The sequence below is a fragment of the Methylobacterium sp. AC315 genome (genome assembly GCF_979253755.1).
This window is the reverse complement of sequence record NZ_CEEDEA010000005.1, coordinates 23262-40724: the sequence shown is the minus strand read 5'-3', so window position 1 is coordinate 40724 and position 17463 is coordinate 23262. Positions and strand designations below refer to the sequence as shown.

General features: G+C 70.7%; 15 protein-coding genes. 8 read left to right on the top strand and 7 right to left on the bottom strand.

Annotated elements, in window-relative coordinates; all coding sequences use genetic code 11:
* Window positions 1-324: 324 nt before the first annotated feature.
* The 5 genes from AC0IY0_RS10300 to AC0IY0_RS10280 all read left to right on the top strand — a co-directional run bounded on the left by AC0IY0_RS10300 (window position 325) and on the right by AC0IY0_RS10280 (window position 4285).
* Window positions 325-1182 carry a MipA/OmpV family protein gene (locus AC0IY0_RS10300; RefSeq protein WP_419830389.1) on the top strand — a complete coding sequence of 286 codons (858 nt, stop codon included), beginning with the start codon at window positions 325-327 and terminating at the stop codon, window positions 1180-1182.
* 203 nt (window positions 1183-1385) lie between these two features.
* Window positions 1386-2555: an SDR family oxidoreductase gene (locus AC0IY0_RS10295; protein ID WP_471763738.1), complete on the top strand. Its 1170-nt coding sequence runs from the start codon at window positions 1386-1388 to the stop codon at window positions 2553-2555.
* A 450-nt stretch (window positions 2556-3005) separates the two neighbouring features.
* Window positions 3006-3419 carry a VOC family protein gene (locus AC0IY0_RS10290; protein WP_147896503.1) on the top strand — a complete coding sequence of 138 codons (414 nt, stop codon included), beginning with the start codon at window positions 3006-3008 and terminating at the stop codon, window positions 3417-3419.
* 48 nt (window positions 3420-3467) lie between these two features.
* Window positions 3468-3761, top strand: coding sequence for an SRPBCC domain-containing protein (locus AC0IY0_RS10285; protein ID WP_147906631.1), 294 nt, complete (start codon window positions 3468-3470; stop codon window positions 3759-3761).
* A gap of 41 nt (window positions 3762-3802) precedes the next feature.
* Entirely contained in the window at window positions 3803-4285 is a 483-nt protein-coding gene (locus AC0IY0_RS10280; protein WP_147906632.1) for a VOC family protein, read from the top strand.
* An 8-nt stretch (window positions 4286-4293) separates the two neighbouring features.
* On the opposite strand, the gene AC0IY0_RS10275 is transcribed toward AC0IY0_RS10280, so the two are convergent.
* The 4 genes from AC0IY0_RS10275 to AC0IY0_RS10260 all read right to left on the bottom strand — a co-directional run bounded on the left by AC0IY0_RS10275 (window position 4294) and on the right by AC0IY0_RS10260 (window position 8572).
* The gene (locus tag AC0IY0_RS10275; protein ID WP_147906633.1) at window positions 4294-4572 is read right to left on the bottom strand and encodes a hypothetical protein; all 279 of its coding nucleotides are present in this window, start codon (window positions 4570-4572) and stop codon (window positions 4294-4296) included.
* Window positions 4569-6866: an FdhF/YdeP family oxidoreductase gene (locus AC0IY0_RS10270; protein ID WP_147906634.1), complete on the bottom strand. Its 2298-nt coding sequence runs from the start codon at window positions 6864-6866 to the stop codon at window positions 4569-4571. Before AC0IY0_RS10270 ends, AC0IY0_RS10275 begins: the two co-directional genes overlap by 4 nt.
* A 282-nt stretch (window positions 6867-7148) precedes the next feature.
* Window positions 7149-8225 carry a quinone-dependent dihydroorotate dehydrogenase gene (locus tag AC0IY0_RS10265; protein WP_471763737.1) on the bottom strand — a complete coding sequence of 359 codons (1077 nt, stop codon included), beginning with the start codon at window positions 8223-8225 and terminating at the stop codon, window positions 7149-7151.
* Window positions 8222-8572, bottom strand: a complete 351-nt coding sequence (locus AC0IY0_RS10260; RefSeq protein ID WP_147937846.1) for a DUF952 domain-containing protein — start codon at window positions 8570-8572, stop codon at window positions 8222-8224. The genes AC0IY0_RS10265 and AC0IY0_RS10260 overlap by 4 nt, the downstream gene beginning before the upstream one ends.
* A 619-nt stretch (window positions 8573-9191) precedes the next feature.
* On the opposite strand from AC0IY0_RS10260, the gene AC0IY0_RS10255 reads away from it, so the two are divergent.
* The 3 genes from AC0IY0_RS10255 to AC0IY0_RS10245 all read left to right on the top strand — a co-directional run bounded on the left by AC0IY0_RS10255 (window position 9192) and on the right by AC0IY0_RS10245 (window position 12129).
* The gene (locus AC0IY0_RS10255; RefSeq protein WP_147856975.1) at window positions 9192-9824 is read left to right on the top strand and encodes a S24 family peptidase; all 633 of its coding nucleotides are present in this window, start codon (window positions 9192-9194) and stop codon (window positions 9822-9824) included.
* 108 nt (window positions 9825-9932) lie between these two features.
* The gene (locus AC0IY0_RS10250; RefSeq protein WP_147906637.1) at window positions 9933-11027 is read left to right on the top strand and encodes a two-component system sensor histidine kinase NtrB; all 1095 of its coding nucleotides are present in this window, start codon (window positions 9933-9935) and stop codon (window positions 11025-11027) included.
* A 124-nt stretch (window positions 11028-11151) separates the two neighbouring features.
* On the top strand, window positions 11152-12129 hold the full coding sequence (locus AC0IY0_RS10245; protein ID WP_471763736.1) for a Tim44 domain-containing protein: 978 nt from the start codon (window positions 11152-11154) through the stop codon (window positions 12127-12129).
* 220 nt (window positions 12130-12349) lie between these two features.
* Here the strand turns inward: AC0IY0_RS10245 and rsmA are convergent, their stop codons facing one another.
* The 3 genes from rsmA to AC0IY0_RS10230 form a co-directional block, all read right to left on the bottom strand.
* Window positions 12350-13204, bottom strand: a complete 855-nt coding sequence (gene rsmA / locus AC0IY0_RS10240) for a 16S rRNA (adenine(1518)-N(6)/adenine(1519)-N(6))-dimethyltransferase RsmA (RefSeq protein ID WP_471763735.1) — start codon at window positions 13202-13204, stop codon at window positions 12350-12352.
* Window positions 13201-14319 (bottom strand): 4-hydroxythreonine-4-phosphate dehydrogenase PdxA, encoded by a 1119-nt coding sequence (gene pdxA / locus AC0IY0_RS10235; protein WP_471763734.1) that lies wholly within the window; start codon window positions 14317-14319, stop codon window positions 13201-13203. Before pdxA ends, rsmA begins: the two co-directional genes overlap by 4 nt.
* A gap of 506 nt (window positions 14320-14825) precedes the next feature.
* Window positions 14826-17420, bottom strand: coding sequence for an LPS-assembly protein LptD (locus AC0IY0_RS10230; RefSeq protein WP_147937842.1), 2595 nt, complete (start codon window positions 17418-17420; stop codon window positions 14826-14828).
* Window positions 17421-17463: the final 43 nt, after the last annotated feature.

Genomic DNA, 17463 nt, shown 5'->3' with positions numbered 1-17463 from the left:
CGCGTCGGTACGCGCTTGAACGGACGCCCGGCGCTTCCAAACGGGATACGCGGGTTGCACGGTTCCCCTCTCGAGGGCCGATCCTCCATATCTGATCACCCGCATCGTCATTCCGGGGCGCCGCTCGGCCGATCGCGGCTCGGACGACGGCAATCGACAGCGATTCGCCTGACAGCTCGGTGCACGCCCTCCCAAAACTCATCGGCCGGCGCGGCGAGCCCCGGCGCATCCTGGGTGCGCGCGTGGACGATTGACCCATCGCCGTTAACATGGGCGTGTCATGGGAGAGGTCTTTAAGCCTAGCGTGACAGAAGGACCGTGACGGTGCCCCGCCTGCCCGTGCACGCCCGTGCACTCCCGAATCGATGGCCCCGGCGTGCCGTACGGCCCGGCCCGTACCTCTTGGCGGCCCTGGCGCTTTGCCCGGCCACGGCGCGCGCCGACGACCTCAGCGCGCTGTTCGATCACAACACCATCGTCTCGGTCGGCGGTTTCGCCGGCGCCGGCCCGCGCTTCCAGGGGAGCCGGGCGGCCGGGCTCTGGGGTTTGCCCTACCTGTCGTTCCGCAAGGCCGACGAACCCCGCGACTGGTGGTCCCCGGACGACGGCCTCGATGCCACGCTCGTGGGCGAAGGCCCGGTCCAGCTGGGTGCCGTCCTTGATTTCCGGGAAGGCCGGTCCCGCCGCGACGACCAGCGTCTCGCCGGCCTGCCGCACTTGCCGGCCACGGTTGGGCTCGGCCTATTCGGAGAGGTCTGGCCGGTCCCCGATACGTTCAGGCTGCGGGCCGAAGTCACGCAGGGCGTCCGTGCCCATGACGGGGTCATCGCCAAGCTGGCGGCCGACTGGGTGGGCCATTTCGGACGGTTCACCCTCAGCCTGGGCCCCCGTTTCGTGGTCGGCGATGCCGCCGCCATGCATCTGGATTTCGACGTCCCGGTCGCCACGACGCTCGTGAATCCCGTCCTGGCCCCGTACCGGGCTTCGGCCGGACCGCGTTCCGCCGGGGCGACGGCGACGCTGAGCTACGATTGGTCCGACGCATGGCAGAGCCTCGGCTATGTCCGCTACGACCGGCTGATCGCCGCGGCGGCGGCGAGCCCGATCGTGCGCCGCGTCGGCACTGCGAACGAACTTACGGTTGCGGTCGGGGCGATCTACTCATTCCGCATGTTTCCTTGAACTTGGACAAAGACCAACGAGCGGTCTTCTTCTTGATCACATAGATCACGCGTTCGTGAGTATCTTCCGCCAAACGATCACGGGCCCGTGATGACTGTGGCTGATCGGGCACGGTCGAAAAAAGTTCATGTTTTAAGCTGCCGCCGCGGGATTGTTTCCGAAGTTTTGCGCTACTCACTCTCCCTATCGAGCGGAGAGCACCGTTGGCACGCATACTTCTGACGGGCGGGACCGGGTTGATCGGCGGCGCCGTGCTTCACCAGGCCCTCAGCCGCGACGACGACGCGAGCTGGGTCTGCCTGGTCCGGTGCACGAGCGTGGAGCAGGGGCGCCAGCGCATCGCCGCGCGCCTGGAGCGGTTCACCGACGCGTTCACGGCCCAGCGCCTGGTGCGCAAGATCGAGATCGTGCCCGGCGACTTCACCCGGGCGGACCTCGACATGGATCCGCGGCTCGACGCGTGCACCCACGTGCTCCACCTCGCCGCCGACACCTCGTGGTGGGGCGGCGAGCGCGTGTTCCGGACCAACCATGACGGCACCCTGGCGCTCGCCCGCCGGGCCCGGGCCATGCCGGGATTGCAGCGGTTCCTGCATGTCGGAACCGCCATGATCTGCGGTTCGGGCGCCCCCAGCCTGGTGGAGGAGGCGGCTTATCCCGATGCCGACGCCCAGCACATCGTCGGCTACACCGAATCGAAGGCGGCGACCGAGACATCGCTCGCCGCGCTATTCCCCGACCTGCCGATCGTGGTGGCGCGCCCATCGATCGTCGTCGGTCATGCGACGCTCGGCGCCGCGCCGAGTTCGAGCATCCTCTGGGTCCTGCGCGCCGCCGACGCCCTGCGCATGCTGCCCTGCAGCCCGGAGAGCTGCGTCGACATCGTTCCGGCCGACTGGGTCGCCGAGATGCTGATCGGCCTCCTCGCGAAGCGTGAGCTGAACAACACCCTCTATCACCTCTCCGCGGGCACCGCCGGGCGGACCCGCTGGGCCGACGTGATCGCCGCCTTCGAGGCGGCGGATCCGAGCGACGGGGTGCGTGCCTTCCAGCGCTTCGATCTCGAGCGCGACCACGCCCGGTTGCGCAAGCGCTTCGCAGAGGTGTTCGGCCTGAACGATGCGTCCAAGCGGGCGATGCTGCGTGCCACCCGCGCCTACTACGCCTTCTGCGCCCTCGACCTCACCTTCGCCAACGACAGGCTGCTCGAGGACGGGTTCGCGCAGGCGCCGTCGCTCGCCTCGTATCTTCCGGTGTGCCTCGCGAACTCGGGGACGATCGTGGAGCAGTTCGCCGACGACATGGAGATGTTCGCGCCGAGCCCCGGCGCGGAGGCCGTGCATCCGGACCGGCCGCTGGCGGCGATCGCGTGAATTTCGCCGGCGATCTGGACTGACGAGACGCGACGGCGCAAGTCTTTGATCCGACGATGGTTCTGGATCCCGGGCTCCGCTTCGCGGCCCCGGGATGACGAAGCTGCCTTCAAAGCGGCTTCTACAAAGACCAGGGGGCGCCGGACAGGCGGGACGGTTCGATGCCGACAGCTGCTGCAAACACCTTGCAAGGGCTGGGTCTCGTCCCTTTGGGAAGCCGGGTTCCCCTTTCCCGACCCGCTTTGCGGGCCATCCTCTTCCGCACCGGGGTGAGGGTGCGCGCCTGGGTCCGCCGGTTAATCTCATGCGGCCCGCGTTTCAAATATTCGATCCCCATTCGCGCGCCGCTCGACGGATCACACACGGGATGAGACACTATTCGACCGGCCGAATCGGACCGTGTCAAACGCATGGATCCTGGGCGCGCGGCCGCGATCGGAGGCTCACGCCATGAGCAGCGCGAATCCAGACATCCCGGCCCCGGTGAAGGGCGGGCTGGTGGCCTACCTGACCGTGGACGGCGCCTTGAGAGCGGCCGAGTTCTACGGGCGCGCCTTCGGGGCCGAAATCGTCACCGCGATGCCGGCGGACGACCAGGGCCGGACCATGCACGTGCACCTCCACGTCAACGGGTCGTCGTTGATGCTGAGCGACGCCTTCCCGGAGCATGGCCACCCGCTGCAGGCGCCGCAGGCGTTTTCCCTCATGCTGATGGTCGAGGATATCGACGCGCGCTACGCCGAGGCCGTCGCGGCGGGCGCGACCGCCTTGATGCCGCCGGCCGAGATGTTCTGGGGCGACCGCTACGGCCAGTTGCGCGATCCGTTCGGGATCATCTGGGCCATGAACCAGCGCAAGGGCTGACGGCCCGCGCGCGCGATCCCGAACCCGCCCACGCTTCCGAGCCCCGCCATGACCGATCCGACCGGGCGCGACCTCGTCCTCACGCGCAGCATCGCCGCATCCCCGGCAGCGCTCTACCCGGCCCGGACCGAGCCGGATCTCCTGAAGCGCTGGTTCGCACCCGCGCCCTTCACGGTCTCGGAGGCCGAGACCGACCTGCGCACCGGGGGCGCCACCCGAATCGTCATGCGGGCGTCCGACGGCTCGGAATTCCAGAGCGCGGGTGTCCATGAGGCCATGGGCTTCCACGAGGGCTGGGGCCGCTGCGCCAATCAGCTCGCCGAACGCGCCGCCGAGTTGTAGGCCGCGCGACGGGTCCAATCCCCCGGGACGGAGGTCTCGTCATGGCGAAGACGGTCAGCACCTGCCTTTGGTTCGCGGACGACGCGGAGGCGGCCGCGCGGTTCTACGTGTCGCTGGTGCCCGGCTCCAGCCTCGGGCCGATCCTGCGGGCGCCCGGACCCTGGCCCGGCGGCGCGCCGGGCGCCGCGATCCTGGTGGCGTTCACCCTGGGCGGCCAGAGCTTCCAGGCGCTTAACGGTGGCGTCCCGGCCGCGTACGGCACCGCCGCGTCGATTGCGGTGTCCTGCGCGGATCAGGCGGACGTCGACCGGCTGTGGGACGCCCTCACCGCGGAGGGCGGGGCGGAGATCCAGTGCGGCTGGCTGCGCGACCGCTGGGGCGTGCCCTGGCAGATCGTCCCGGAGGCCCTGCCGCGGCTGCTCGCAGATTCCGATCCCGCGGTGGCGGCCAGGGTGTTCGCAGCCATGCAGACCATGGTGAAGCTCGACGTCGCGGCCCTGGAGGCGGCCGCCGCCGCGTCTTGAAAGAGGGCCTAGGCGGCCGCCCCGTAGCGCGTGCGCTGGGTGCGCGCATCCCGGGCGGTCACCGCGACGTGGCCCGCCTCCTCCAGCCCTGAGAGGGCACGCAGCACCAGGGCGTGCTCCACCGCGAAGGTGCGGGCGAAGGCGCGGCTGTCGCCGGGCAGGCCGAGGGAAAGGGCCGCGAGCAGCCCGGCCTCCAGCGGCATCATCCCGGGATGGGCCGCCGTCACGCGGTCGAGGGCGGCGACGAACGCCGCCTCGTCCAGGGGACGGTCCGCGGGCCCGCTCAAGCGGCCGCGCGGGCCTGCAGGGTCACGAGCACCGATTTCGAGGTCGGCGTGTCGCTCTTCTCACCGAAGGTCGAGAGCGGCACCAGCACGTTCAGCTCCGGGTAGTAGCCGGCCACCGCGCCCCGGGGCATGTCGAACGGGACGAGGCGGAAATCCTCGGCCCGCCGGGTCACGCCGTCGGCATGGAGGCCGACGATGTCGACCCGCTCGCCGATCCGGTCGCGGATCTCGGCGAGGTCGTCCGGGTGGGCGAACAGCACCTTCCGTTCGCCGTAGACGCCGCGGTAGCGGTCGTCGAGGCCGTAGATCGTGGTGTTGTACTGGTCGTGGCTGCGGAAGGTCTGGAGAACGTAGGTGTCCGCGGATTTCCGGGCGACCTGATGCTCGGTCTCGGCCGGCAGGGCGTCGGCGGAGAAGTTGGCCCGGCCCGTGGCGGTCTCGAACACCCGCTCGGCGGCGAGGTTGCGCAGCATGAAGCCGCGCGGCTTGCGCACCCGTGTATTGTACTCCGCAAAGCCCGGGATCGTCGCGGCGATCGCCTCGCGGATCCGGTCGTAATCGGCCGCCAGTCCGGCCCAGTCGATCGCGGCCGAACCGACGGTGGCCTGGGCCATGCCGGCGATGATCGCGATCTCGGAGCGCAGCTCCTTCGAGGCCGGCTTGTTGATGCCGCCCGAGCCGTGGACCATGCTCATCGAATCCTCGACGGTCACGATCTGGGTCTTGCCGGCCGCGTTCCGGTCGATCTCGGTGCGGCCCATGCAGGGCAGCAGGTAGCCGATGGCGCCCGGCACAAGGTGGGCGTGGTTGAGCTTGGTCGCGATGTGGACTGTGAGGCGGCAGGCGGCGAGCGCCTGCGCCACCACGGGCGTGTCCGGCGTCGCGCGCAGGAAGTTTCCGCCGAGCCCGATGAAGGCCTTCGACGTGCCGTCGCGCATCGCCCGGATCGCCGCGAGGACGTTGTGGCCGTGCCGGCGCGGCATGGCGAGGCCGAAATGCCGCTCCAGCGATTCGAGGAAGGCCACCGGCGGGCGCTCGTTGATACCGACCGTGCGGTCACCCTGGACGTTGGAATGGCCGCGCACCGGGCACAGGCCGGCCCCGGGCCGGCCGATATGGCCGCGCAGGAACAGCAGGTTGGCGATCTCCCGCACGGTCGCCACCGAGTGGCGGTGCTGGGTCACGCCCATGGCCCAGGTGGCGATCACCCGCTGCGCGCCGAGATAGACATCCGCCATGGCGGAGATGTCCTCGTAGGTCAGGCCCGACTGGTCGAGGATTGCGTCCCAGGCGGTCGCCTCCACGGCGGCCCGGTAGGCGTCGAGACCCGCGGTGTGGTGCTCCAGGAAGGCTCGGTCGAGCAGCGACGGTCGCCCGGCCGCGAGGGCCTCGGCGTCGCGGGCGAACACGATCTTGGCGATGCCCCGGAAGGCCGCCATGTCGCCGCCGGAGCGCGGCTGGAGGTAGTGGCTGGCGATCGGCTGGCTGGAGCCGCGTAGCATCTCGACGGTGTTCTGCGGGTCGGCGAAGCGCTCCAGCCCGCGCTCGCGCACGGGGTTCAGCACCACGACCTGGGCGCCGCGCTCGGCCGCCCGGCGCAGGTCGCCGAGCATGCGCGGATGGTTGGTGCCGGGATTCTGGCCGACGCAGAAGATCGCGTCCGCCTTCTCGAAATCCTCCAGCAGCACCGTGCCCTTGCCGATGCCGATGGCGTCGATCAGGGCGACGCCGCTGGCCTCGTGGCACATGTTCGAGCAGTCGGGAAAGTTGTTGGTCCCGTAGGAGCGGGCGAACAGCTGGTAGAGATAGGCCGCCTCGTTGGAGGCGCGGCCCGAGGTGTAGAACTCGGCCTGGTCGGGGGTGTCGAGGCCGCGCAACGTCACGCCGATCTCGGCGAAGGCCTCGTCCCAGCTCACCGGCAGGTAGCGGTCGCTCGCCGCATCGTAGCGCATCGGGTGGGTGAGGCGGCCTTCGCCCTCCAGGGCGTAGTCGCTCCAGCCGCGCAGCTCGGTGAGCGTGTGGCGGGCGAAGAAGGCGGGCGGCGTGCGCTTGTCGGTGGCCTCCCAGGACACCGCCTTCACGCCGTTCTCGCAGAACTCGAACGACGAACCGTGCTCCGGGTCGCCCCAGGCGCAGCCCGGGCAATCGAACCCGTCGGGCTGGTTCGCCTTCAGCAGCGCACGGGCCCCCGTCAGCGGAGCGCGCGAGCCGAACAAGTGCTTGCCGCAACTCTTCAGAGCACCCCAGCCGCCGGCGGCGGATGAGCGCTTGGGAGCCCCGTCAGGCTGGGCCATGAATTGTCCTGGATGTTCTCATGAAAGCGAGTTGGCTCGCCAATTCGCAACCGCGAGATAAGCGGCTTGGGATACCGCTCACAATGGCGTGCAGGCGCAGGCCCCTCATGCATGGGACACAGACTAAGTCTCCGCTCGGCAAAGCCTTTCTAAACTGGCGGGTGCGACCGGCGGCGGTCGACCGGGTCGCCGGCAATTCGAAGCCCCGCACGCCGCCCTGGCATGCTGCGCCCCGGGCGCGATGACGGAGTGCGTGTGGGACCGGCCCAGGCCGACGACGGCTCAGGCCGCGCGGGCGAGATCCGCGGCGCCCCGGCCAACGACCTGGCTGAGCGAGACCAGCCCGTTCGCGGCCATCCGCTGGACGAGGCCGGCCTTGATGCGATCCACCAGCCCTGGCCCGTCATAGACCAGCGCCGAATAGAGCTGGACCAGGCTCGCACCGGCCTCGATCTTGGTCCAGGCGGCCTCGGCGGAATCGACGCCGCCGACGCCGATCAGGGGAAGCGTGTCGCCGACGCGGAGGCGGGTCTGGGCCAGCATCCGGGTAGCCGGGCCGAACAGCGGCCGGCCGGAGAGCCCGCCGGTCTCCCGGGCGAGGCTTGTCTCCCGCAGGCTTTCGGGCCGCGCCACCGTGGTGTTCGAGACCACCAAAGCCTGGACCCCGCGCTTCAGCGCCGTGGCGCAGATCGCGTCGAGGGCATCCAGCGCGAGGTCGGGGGCGATCTTCAGGAGTACCGCCGCCTTGGCGCCGGCCGCGTCCCGCGCTTCGACGGTGCGGGCGAGCAGTTCGTCCAAAAAGGCCTCGCCCTGCAGGTCGCGCAGGCCCGGCGTGTTGGGCGATGAGACGTTGACGGTGACGAAATCGACCAGGGGCGCCAGGGTCCCTGTGCAGGCGACGTAATCGGCCAGCCGGTCGGTGGAGTCCTTGTTGGCCCCGATATTGACCCCGACGAGGCCGGGCCGGCCAGCCCGGGCCCTGAGCCGCCCCGCCACCGTCGCCAGGCCTTCGCTGTTCAGGCCGTAGCGGTTGATCACCGCCCGGTCGGCCGCGAGGCGGAACGCTCGCGGCTTCGGGTTGCCGGGTTGCGGCCGCGGCACCACGCCGCCGACCTCCACGAAGCCGAAACCGAGGCCGAGCATCGCGTCCGGCACCCGGGCCCCCTTGTCGAAGCCGGCCGCGAGGCCGACCGGATTGGGGAAACGGCGCCCGAGCAGATCCACGGCGAGGCGCGGGTCGTCCGTGGCGGGCTTACCCGGGGGCAGCAGCGCGAGGGCGCGCAGGGTCAGGTCGTGGGCGCTCTCGGCATCGAGGCGAAGCAGCAGCGGGCGGACCAGCGGGAAGGCGGCGGCGATCATGCGCGCGGGAGTCCCGCCGGCAGGACATGCTGCCCATCCGGCCCGAGGGGCAGATCCTCCACCGACGCCACCGCCGTGAGAGGCAGGTCACCGTAGAGGTGCGGGAACAGAGCGCCGCCGCGCGACGGCTCGTAGACCAGGGCCGCGCCCAGGGTCTCGGCCTCCACGGCGATCAGCAGCAGGTCGGCCTGGCCGGCGAAATGGCGGTCCGCCGTCTCGGCGGTCTGCGCGGCGGTGGAGAAGTGGATGAAGCCGTCGGCCCGGTCGACGGGCGCCCCGGTGAACCGGCCCGCCGCCTCGGCCTCGCGCCAGAGCGCACGCGGACAGATCTTGTAGATGAGCGGCATCGGCATTCCCTGGAAAGCGCAGGGTCCATAGCCCATCGCTCCGGGGACCGGAACCAGGGCCGAAGGAGCGTGCGCGCCGATCAATCCCACCGGTCCTGTCGCAGGAGCCGTTTCGAGGCGGCTGCACGGCAGACCGGAGACCAACCCCGTCATCCCGGGGCCGCGAAGCGGAGCCCGGGATCCGGAGATACATGCCGCGCAAGGTGTTGCACTCTCGGCGGTTCTGGATCCCAGGCTCGCCTGCGGCGCCCCGGGATGACGGGGTGGATCCTGGATACGGCCTCGGACATGCGGAATCCGCAGCAGGCCTGTCTCCGGACGACACGCCCACCGGAGACCGCGCCATCCGCCGGCAACACACGGAAACCAGATCGATGCCAACGGCGATTGCATTCTGTAGGTTGTAGTTCTACTTTCCTACGACTAGGCTGAGCGTCACAGAACCGTGTCCGAAACGGGTCACTCGGGCCGGCTCGTGGCGGTCTTCAATATACCGCGCTCCTCGGGTGATTTCAGTCCGAATCCTCCGGGGAGACTGCCTCTGTGCCTCCGCGGCAGCCGGCAGCCGGCTGGCGAGACGGGGGTGCCGGCCCGCTCACGTTGAGCCTTCGAGCCCGACATGCTGTCTCACGAGCAGATCTGGAACGCCATCGACCGCTTGGCGGAGCGACACGGCTACTCCGCCTCCGGGCTCGCCCGCCGCGCGGGCCTCGATGCGACGAGCTTCAACCGTTCCAAGCGGATCGGCGCCGACGGGCGCAAGCGCTGGCCCTCCACGGAATCGGTCTCGAAGGTGCTGGCCGCCACCGGCGCAAGCCTCGACGAGTTCCTGCGCCTGATCGAGGCCCGGGAGATCCCGGCCCGCACCATGGTGCCGCTGATCGGCCTGACCCAGGCCGGGGCCGGACGCCTGTTCACCGATGAGGGCATGCCCACCGGCGGGGCCGGCTGGGAGGAGATCGAGTTCCCCGACCTGGGCGAGGAGCGCGCCTTCGCGCTGGAGATCCAGGGCGATTCCATGCAGCCGCTGTTCCGCGACGGGGACGTGCTGATCGTGTCGCCCACCGCCAGCGTGCGCAAGGGCGACCGTGTCGTGGTGCGCCTCCACGGTGGCGAGGTCCTCGCCAAGGAGTTGCGGCGGCGTACCGCCCGGACCGTGGAGCTGGTCTCGCTCAATCCGGAGCACGAGGACCGGGTCCTCAATATCGGCGAGGTCGCCTGGATGGCCCGGGTGATGTGGGTCCGGCAATGAGAGTCACCGCGCTCCGGGGTTGAACCCGTCCCCCTTGGCCGCGCCGCGGTTCGCCGCTATCGCGGGCCTCGCCGCGGGTTTCCCGCACCCGCTCAGCTCGGACGCAGGATGACGCAGCCCGGGACGGATCACGGCGAGGCGGGCGGCCCGCTCACGGCGCAGGCCCGCGCACTTCTCGATGCGCTGCCCACGCCCAGTCTTCTCGTCGATGCGCAGGGTCGCGTCCGGTACGCCAACCCGGCCTTCGAGCGCCTGACCGGTCATCCGGCGCAGGCGTTTGCCGAACGCGGCCTCGAGCCGATCCTGGCGAGCCGCGGGTCGGCACCCGATCTCTCGGGCGACGCACCGCAGGAATTCCTGGCGCAGCGGTCGGACGGGACCAGCTTCTGGGCGAGCCTTACCTTGGGGCAGCTCCCCGGGAGCGATGCGACGATCGGCCAGATGCTCGACGTCACGGCACGGCGCGAGGCCGAGGGGGCGCTGGCTCTGTCGCGGCAGCGCGAGGCCCTGGGCTTGCTGACCAACAGCGTCGCCCACGAATTCAACAACTTCCTGCAGATCCTGATCGGCTACATCGACGGGCTGAAGCGCCGCCTGGGCGACCGGCCCGAGCCGTTCATCCAGCGGGCGCTCGTCCGCTCGGCCGACGCCACCGAGCGGGCCGCGATCCTCACGCGCCAGCTCCTGGCCTATTCGCGCCGGATCGCCCCGGACGTGCGCGCCGTGGACCTCGATGCCATCGTGGCGGAGCTGGCGGAACGCCTCGCGCCGGACTTCCCGGCCGGGATCCGCCTCGTGGTGAACCCGACGCCGGGGCTACCCCGGGCGATCAGCAACCCGACGCAGATCGAGTTCGCCCTGCGGCATCTGGTCGCCAATGCCTGCGAGGCCATGCCGGCGGGCGGGACGCTGACGCTCTCCACCTTCCGGGTCGATCCGGGCGACCGGGCTCTGCACCAGCCGGGGCCCGGCACCGTGGGGATCCAGGTCAGCGATACCGGGCCGGGCATGTCGCCCGAGATGCTGGCCCGGGCGCTCGCGCCGTTCCAGACCAGCCACGAGGCGGGACGGGGCGCGGGCCTCGCCATCGTGCACGGCCTGATGAAGCGCCAGAACGGCACGATCACCCTGGACAGCCAGCCCGGCGAGGGCACCCGGGTGCGCCTCGGCTTCCCGGCTGCGCCGGACCGGACGCTGCACTGACGCGACGGTCGGCGACAAACGTCATCACGACGCCGAGAGGCGCGGACTAAAACCCGCGCTGAGCCGTCACCATATAGTCGTCGGCGGCTTCCGCCACTCGGTTCTCGTCCTCAGAGGCGCGTACATGCTCACCCAATTCTCGCGTCGTCGGCGCACGGCCGCCTTCCTGGCGCTCGCTGCTGCCTTGACCGTCGCGGCGCCCGTCGCGGAAGCCCGTCCGGGCGGCGGCGGGTCCTTCGGTTCGCGCGGCTCGCGGACCTACACCGCCCCCTCCGCGACGCCCACGGCGCCGGGCGGCGGCTCGACCATGCAGCGGTCCCAGACCGCGCCGTCCCCCGGGATGTCCAATCCCGGGATGCAGGCGCCGGCCGCGCCCGGTCGTCGCTTCGGCGGCGGCTTCTTTGCGGGCCTGCTCGGCGCAGGCCTGCTCGGCGCCCTGCTGGGCGGTGGCTTCTTCGGCGGCCTCGGCGGCCTCGCCTCCATGATCGGCCTGCTGTTCCAGGTCGGCCTGGTCGTGCTGGTGGTGATGCTGGCGGTGCGGTTCTTCCGCCGCCGCAGCGAGCCGGCCGGCGCCGGCGCGCCCTACGCCCGCTCGACGCTCGATGGCGGCCCCAACCAGGGCGGCCCGAATCCGGGCGGTCCGATGGGCGGCGCGGCCACCGGCGGCTCGTTCGGCGGCCAGCGTCCGGTACAGACCCGCAACGTCCAGATCGGCCCGGCCGACTACCAGGCGTTCGAGCGCCTGCTCGGCGACATCCAGGACGCCTACACCCGTGAGGATCGGGTGACGCTGGGCAACCTGGCGACGCCCGAGATGGCCGGCTACTTCGACGAGGAGCTGCGCAACAACGCGGCCCAGGGCGTGGTCAACAAGATCACGGACGTGAAGCTGCTGCAGGGCGACCTCGCGGAATCCTGGGGCGAGGACCGCACCGACTACGCCACCGTGGCGATGCGCTACGCCCTCAAGGACGTGATGGTCGACCGCGCAAGCGGCCGGGTCGTGAAGACCGAGCCCGCCCCGGAGGCCGTCGAGCTCTGGACCTTCCAGCGCCAGCCCGGCCGCGGCTGGGTGCTCTCGGCGATCCAGCAGACCCGCTGATCTGGGACTTGCCGTCCCGGCCGTTCAGGCCGGGACGGGGTTATCGAGCCGGCGCCGTTTCCGCGGCGCCGGTTTTTTTTGTTTTTTGGGCAGATACCGGATCAAACGGCCCGGCGGCTGTAAATCCAACCCCGTCATTCCGGGGCGCCGCAGGCGAGCCCGGAAGGGCGGGGTGGTCGCTCGAGCGGGAGCGAAATGTCTGGACGCGTGACCGGCAGCCTTACCGTCCGCACCCCGCGTCCCACAGGTTGGCCAGGGTCACGAACCCGGCCACCGGCACCTCCTCGGCCCGGGCCGTCTCCAGGATCCCGGCCGCCGCCAGCAGGGCGCCGGGCTCGGGGCTCAGGGCCTTGAGGCTCTGGCGCAGCATCTTGCGGCGCTGGCCGAACGCCGCCCGGGTCACGGCCTCCAGGGCGCCGGCCCGGCAGGGCAGGGGCTGCGCCCGGGGCAACAGCCGCACGACGCTGGACGTCACCTTCGGCGGCGGCACGAAGGCCGAGGGGCTTACGTCGAACAGGATGTCGGCCTGCGTGCGCCAGCCGCACAACACGCCGAGCCGGCCGTAATCCGCCCGGGTTTCTGGGCCCGCGACGATGCGCTCGGCGACCTCGCGCTGGAACATCAGCACCGCCTGGTCCCACCAGGGCGGCCAGGCCGCGCCGTCGAGCCAACCGGTGAGCAGCGCAGTCCCGACGTTGTAGGGCAGGTTCGCGACGATCCGGACCGGGCCGGTCCCGATCAGCGGCCGGGGATCGAACGCGAGGGCGTCGGCGTCCACGACCTCCAGCCGGCCGGGATAATGCGCCGCGATCTCGGCGAGCGCCGGCAGGGCGCGGGGATCGCGTTCGATCGCCACGACCCGGGCCGCGCCCTCGGCCAGCAGCGCGCGGGTCAGGCCGCCGGGCCCGGGGCCGACCTCGACCACGGTCACGCCGTCGAGCGGCCCCGCGGCGCGCGCGATCCGGCCGGTGAGATTGAGATCGTACAGAAAGTTCTGGCCCAGCGCCTTCCTGGGCTCCAACCCATGCCGGGCGACGACATCGCGCAGGGGCGGCAGCCCGTCTCCATCGCTCACAGCTCGTCCTCGGCGTCGAAATGCTGGGCGCCCGTGGCGCGCGGCCGCCCGGCATAGATGCTGAACGGGATGATGTCGGCGCCGCCCGGGCCGGGGCCGGTGCGGGCCGCCTCGGTGTCGGCGAGCCGCCGCGCGAGCCGCAGGGCGGCGATCAGGCTGTCGGGTCGCGCCACCCCGGTCCCGGCGATGTCGAAGGCGGTGCCGTGGTCCGGCGAGGTCCGTACGAACGGCAGCCCGAGGGTGACGTTGACGCCGTCGTCGAACGCGATGGTCTTGATCGGGATCAGCGCCTGATCGTGTGTCGGCGCGAGGGCGACGTCGTAGGTCGCCCGGGCGCGGGCGTGGAACAGGGTGTCGGCGGGCAGGGGCCCGCGGATGTCGATCCCGGCGGCCCGCAGCCGCGCCACCGCGGGTGCCAGCACGTCACGGTCCTCGTGCCCGATGGTCCCGGCCTCGCCGGCATGGGGGTTGAGCCCGGCGAGCACCAGGCGCGGCTCGGCCAAGCCGAACCGGTCGCGCAGGTCCCGGGCGACGATCCGGGCGGTCTCCTCCACCAGTTCCTGGGTAAGCAGGCCCGGCACGTCCTTGAGCGGGACGTGGATCGTCACCGGCACGACCGCGAGATCCGTACTCCAGATCATCATCACCGGACGCGGCGGCGTGCGGCCGGGGGCGACGGACAGGGCGGCCAGGAACTCGGTGTGGCCCGGATGGGCGAACCCGGCCCGGGTCAGGACGAACTTGGCGATCGGGTTGGTGACCACGGCACCGGCGCGCCCGGCCGCCACGAAAGCCACCGCGGCGGTGATCGACTCGATGACCGCGCCGGCATTGCCGGAATCCGGGACGCCGGGCTCGGCCGCCACCGTCGCGCCGCTCGGCAGCCGCACCACGGGCAGCGCCCGGGGAAACACCTCGGCAGCGGTCTCGGGATCGACCTCGGCCACCGGGACGGGCCGGTTCAGCCGGTTCGCGAGGCGCTCGATGAAGTCCGGGTCGGCCACGAGGAAGAACGGCGGCAGCGGATCCACGCCGCCCCGTCCGAGCCAGGCGCTGAGGGCGAGTTCCGGGCCGATCCCGGCCGGGTCTCCGAGGGTGAGGGCGAGCGGCGGCATCGGGGGTCTATAGCGCCCGTGGGGCGGGGGCGCATCCTCTTGGGGCAGATCTCCGCTTCATCGCGGGAGGATGGCGGCAGACGCGTGTTTCTCTCCGCCTCAACGGGTTACGAAATCGACCGTGCGCGAGAGGCGTCCCTCTCTCCTGTCCCTTGTGGGGAGGAGGTGGAGGGCAGGGGTGGTTCCGGATGAGACGCAGCGCGGCGTCCCGGGGCCGCGCAGCGGAGCGCGGGATCCAGAGACGCCGACGTGTCGTGCTCCTGCACCGATAGCGGTTCTGGGTTCCGGGCCCGCCCGCGGCGCCCCGGAATGACGGCGCGGGTCATCGGATCTGGGGATCACTCTGCGAGAGATGAATCGTCCAACCCGGCTAACCCGGAGCCCTTGCGGGGAGGGGACCTACGCCGTCCGCACCAACGCTAGCCAGCAACGCGTTTGTGCGGACGGCGCGTTTTCCGGTGCGGAGCCTGCCGCGACCTAGGCTCTACCCAAAAAACCCCAGCACACTACCGCACGGTGGCGATGCCGTCCGCGGTGGTGGCGGTGCCGACGTTCTGGCGCAGATCCGCTTCGCCCAGCGTCTTCAGCTCGAGGCGGAGCAGCACGGTCTGGTTGCGCTCGCGGACACCGGTCGCGGTGGCGATCGGCGAGTTGATGTAGTTGATCGAGATGGTCGTGCACTCGTCCTGGTAGCCGCCGCCGAAGCTCGCGCCGGAGAGGTAGAACCGGCCCGGGTTCTGGTAGGTGGGCACCGTGCCGATCGGGTTGGCGAGGTAGGCCGAGAGGGCATCCGTGTAGGTGTTGCGGATGTCGAGGTAGTGGGTCAGGTCCACCAGCAGCGAGCCGGAGACGAACCAGTTCGGCGTGATGTTGTAGGTGGCGCTGGCGGTCACGCCCTCGCGGTAGTGGCTGTATCCGAGCAGCGGCTGCGCCTCGTAATACGAGTAGAACGCGGAGACGGTGAGCGGCAGGAACGGCGCGAACCGCGCCGTGGCGCCGGTCTCGAGCCGGGCGACGTGGAAGTCGGACTGGTCGAACCGCGCCCGGGTGATGAACGTGATGTTCTGGTTCGGCGAGACCTGGAACCGCCCGACGAAGTCGGAGCGGCGGGTCTCCAGTCCGGAATCCAGACCGACATTGGCGATGTCGCCCCGGCGGAACGAGTTCACGCCGGCGAGCTGGATGGATTCGCCGAACATCACGTTGGTGTACCAGCCCGAGGGCGTGACCACGGAATACTGGCCGCCGAGATTGGTGCGCACGCCGCCCTCGACCCGGTCGTAGCCCGAGAACTTGTCCCATTCGAACAGGGAGGTGTCGTCGAACACCAGGCTCTGGGCGTCCTCGTTCGGCAGGCGGCCGATCCGGGTTTCGGACGGGCGTGCGATGATCTGGCCGATCGGCTCCAGGGTGTGGACGCCGAGCGCGCCGAAATTGGCGACGAACGGGTAGCGGTAATCGAGCCCGACCGCCGGCATCACCCGGCCGGCGAAGCCGTCGTCGATCTTGGCGACCTGGGGGGCGAGGTCGTTCTGGTAGCCGGAGAAGCTCGGGTTGGTGAAGAACGCGTCGGTGCGCAGATACGCGAACGGCGTGAACTTCTGGCCCCAATCGTCGATGAAGCTCCGGCGCCAGGACAGCTCCGCCGAGGCGCGGGTGTTGGTGCCGGCGAGCCCGTCGATGGCGCACAGGCCGCGCTGGAACACCGTGCAGGTTTGATAGAGCGGGAAGCTGACGCCGTTCACGCTCGGCGAGAACAGGTAGCTCGAGGTGCGGGGCAGACCCTGGAACTGGGTGGTCTCGCGGGTCAGGCTGGTGATGTTGGCCTGGAACCGCACTTCGCCGCCGATCTCGGCCGGGCCGTTGACGCGCTTGTCGTAGTCGATCACCGGCGCGACGATCGGCTGCTGCTTCTGCCAGTCGAAGCTCGACAGGCCCTTGAAGTAGTAGCCGCGCGCCTCGAACCACGACCGGTCGCCCTGTCCGACCAGGTAGGCCGTCGAGGTCGCCTCGCGGAAATAGTCCGTGGTGATGTTCTGGTTGCGGATTCTATAGTTGTCGAGGAACCACTTGTCGGTGACGCCGACGAGGTCCCAGCCGGTCCGCCAGCGGTCGTTGATGTAGAACCGCCCCTGCGATTCCACCGAGCCGCGGAAGTCGCGCTCGCCGGCCCCCAGCGGGCTCGGGAGGAACGCCGACGGAGTCGTCTGCGAGATGCCCGACAGGCGGATGTTGTAGAAGCCGTTGTCGATCCGCTGGCGGAACTCGGCCTGGCCGAGCACGCCCTGGCGGCTCAGCAGGGTCGGGGTGATGGTCAGATCGTAGTTGGGCGCGAGGTCGACGAAGTACGGCAGCGACACGCCGCGGCCGAGCGCCGTGGTCGAGATGAAGCGCGGCGTCAGGAAGCCGGTCTTGCGCTTCACGGTCGGATCCGCCGCCTCGAAATAGGGCAGGTAGGCGACCGGGATCCCGGCGATCTCCAGGGTGGAATCGTCGAAGTAGATCGTGTGGGTCTTGTTGTCGTGGATGATCTTCTTGGCGCGGATCTGCCAGAGCGGCGGCGTCTCCGGGTTGTCCTTGCACGGCTCGCAGGCGGTGTAGCTGCCGGCCTCGAAGCTGGTCTGCTCGCCGTTCAGACGCTCGGCCCGGGGCGCCGAGAACCGCGTCCGCACAGTCTCGGTCCGCCGCTCCACGGTCTGCTGGCCGCGGAACGCGTCGACGAAACCGGTCTTGAAGTCGTCGGTCAGCTCCATGCGTGCGCCGGTCACGACGCCGCCATCGGCCTCGGTGAGGCGGACGTTGCCCTGGGCGAAGACCCGGCCGGTGCCGCGGTCGTAGCGCACGCTGTCGGCCTGGAGGGTCCGGGGACCGAAATGCAGCTCGGCGTTGCCGCGCGCGGTCACGGTGTTGTGGTCGTTGTCGTAGATCAGCTCGTTGGCCTCGACGAGCAGCTTGTCGCCCGGCAGCTTCCCGCCCGAATTGCCGAGCTTCGGCGCAGCCATCCCCTGGGCATGCGCCGAGACGCCCCCGGCCAGCGGCGCGGCGAGTGCCAGCGCGGCCAGGAGGGCCGTCTTCCGCAGGATGTGGGCAACCTTACGCAACGCGCGACCCAACCCCTGTGACGTGATCCGCCACCAACCTCAC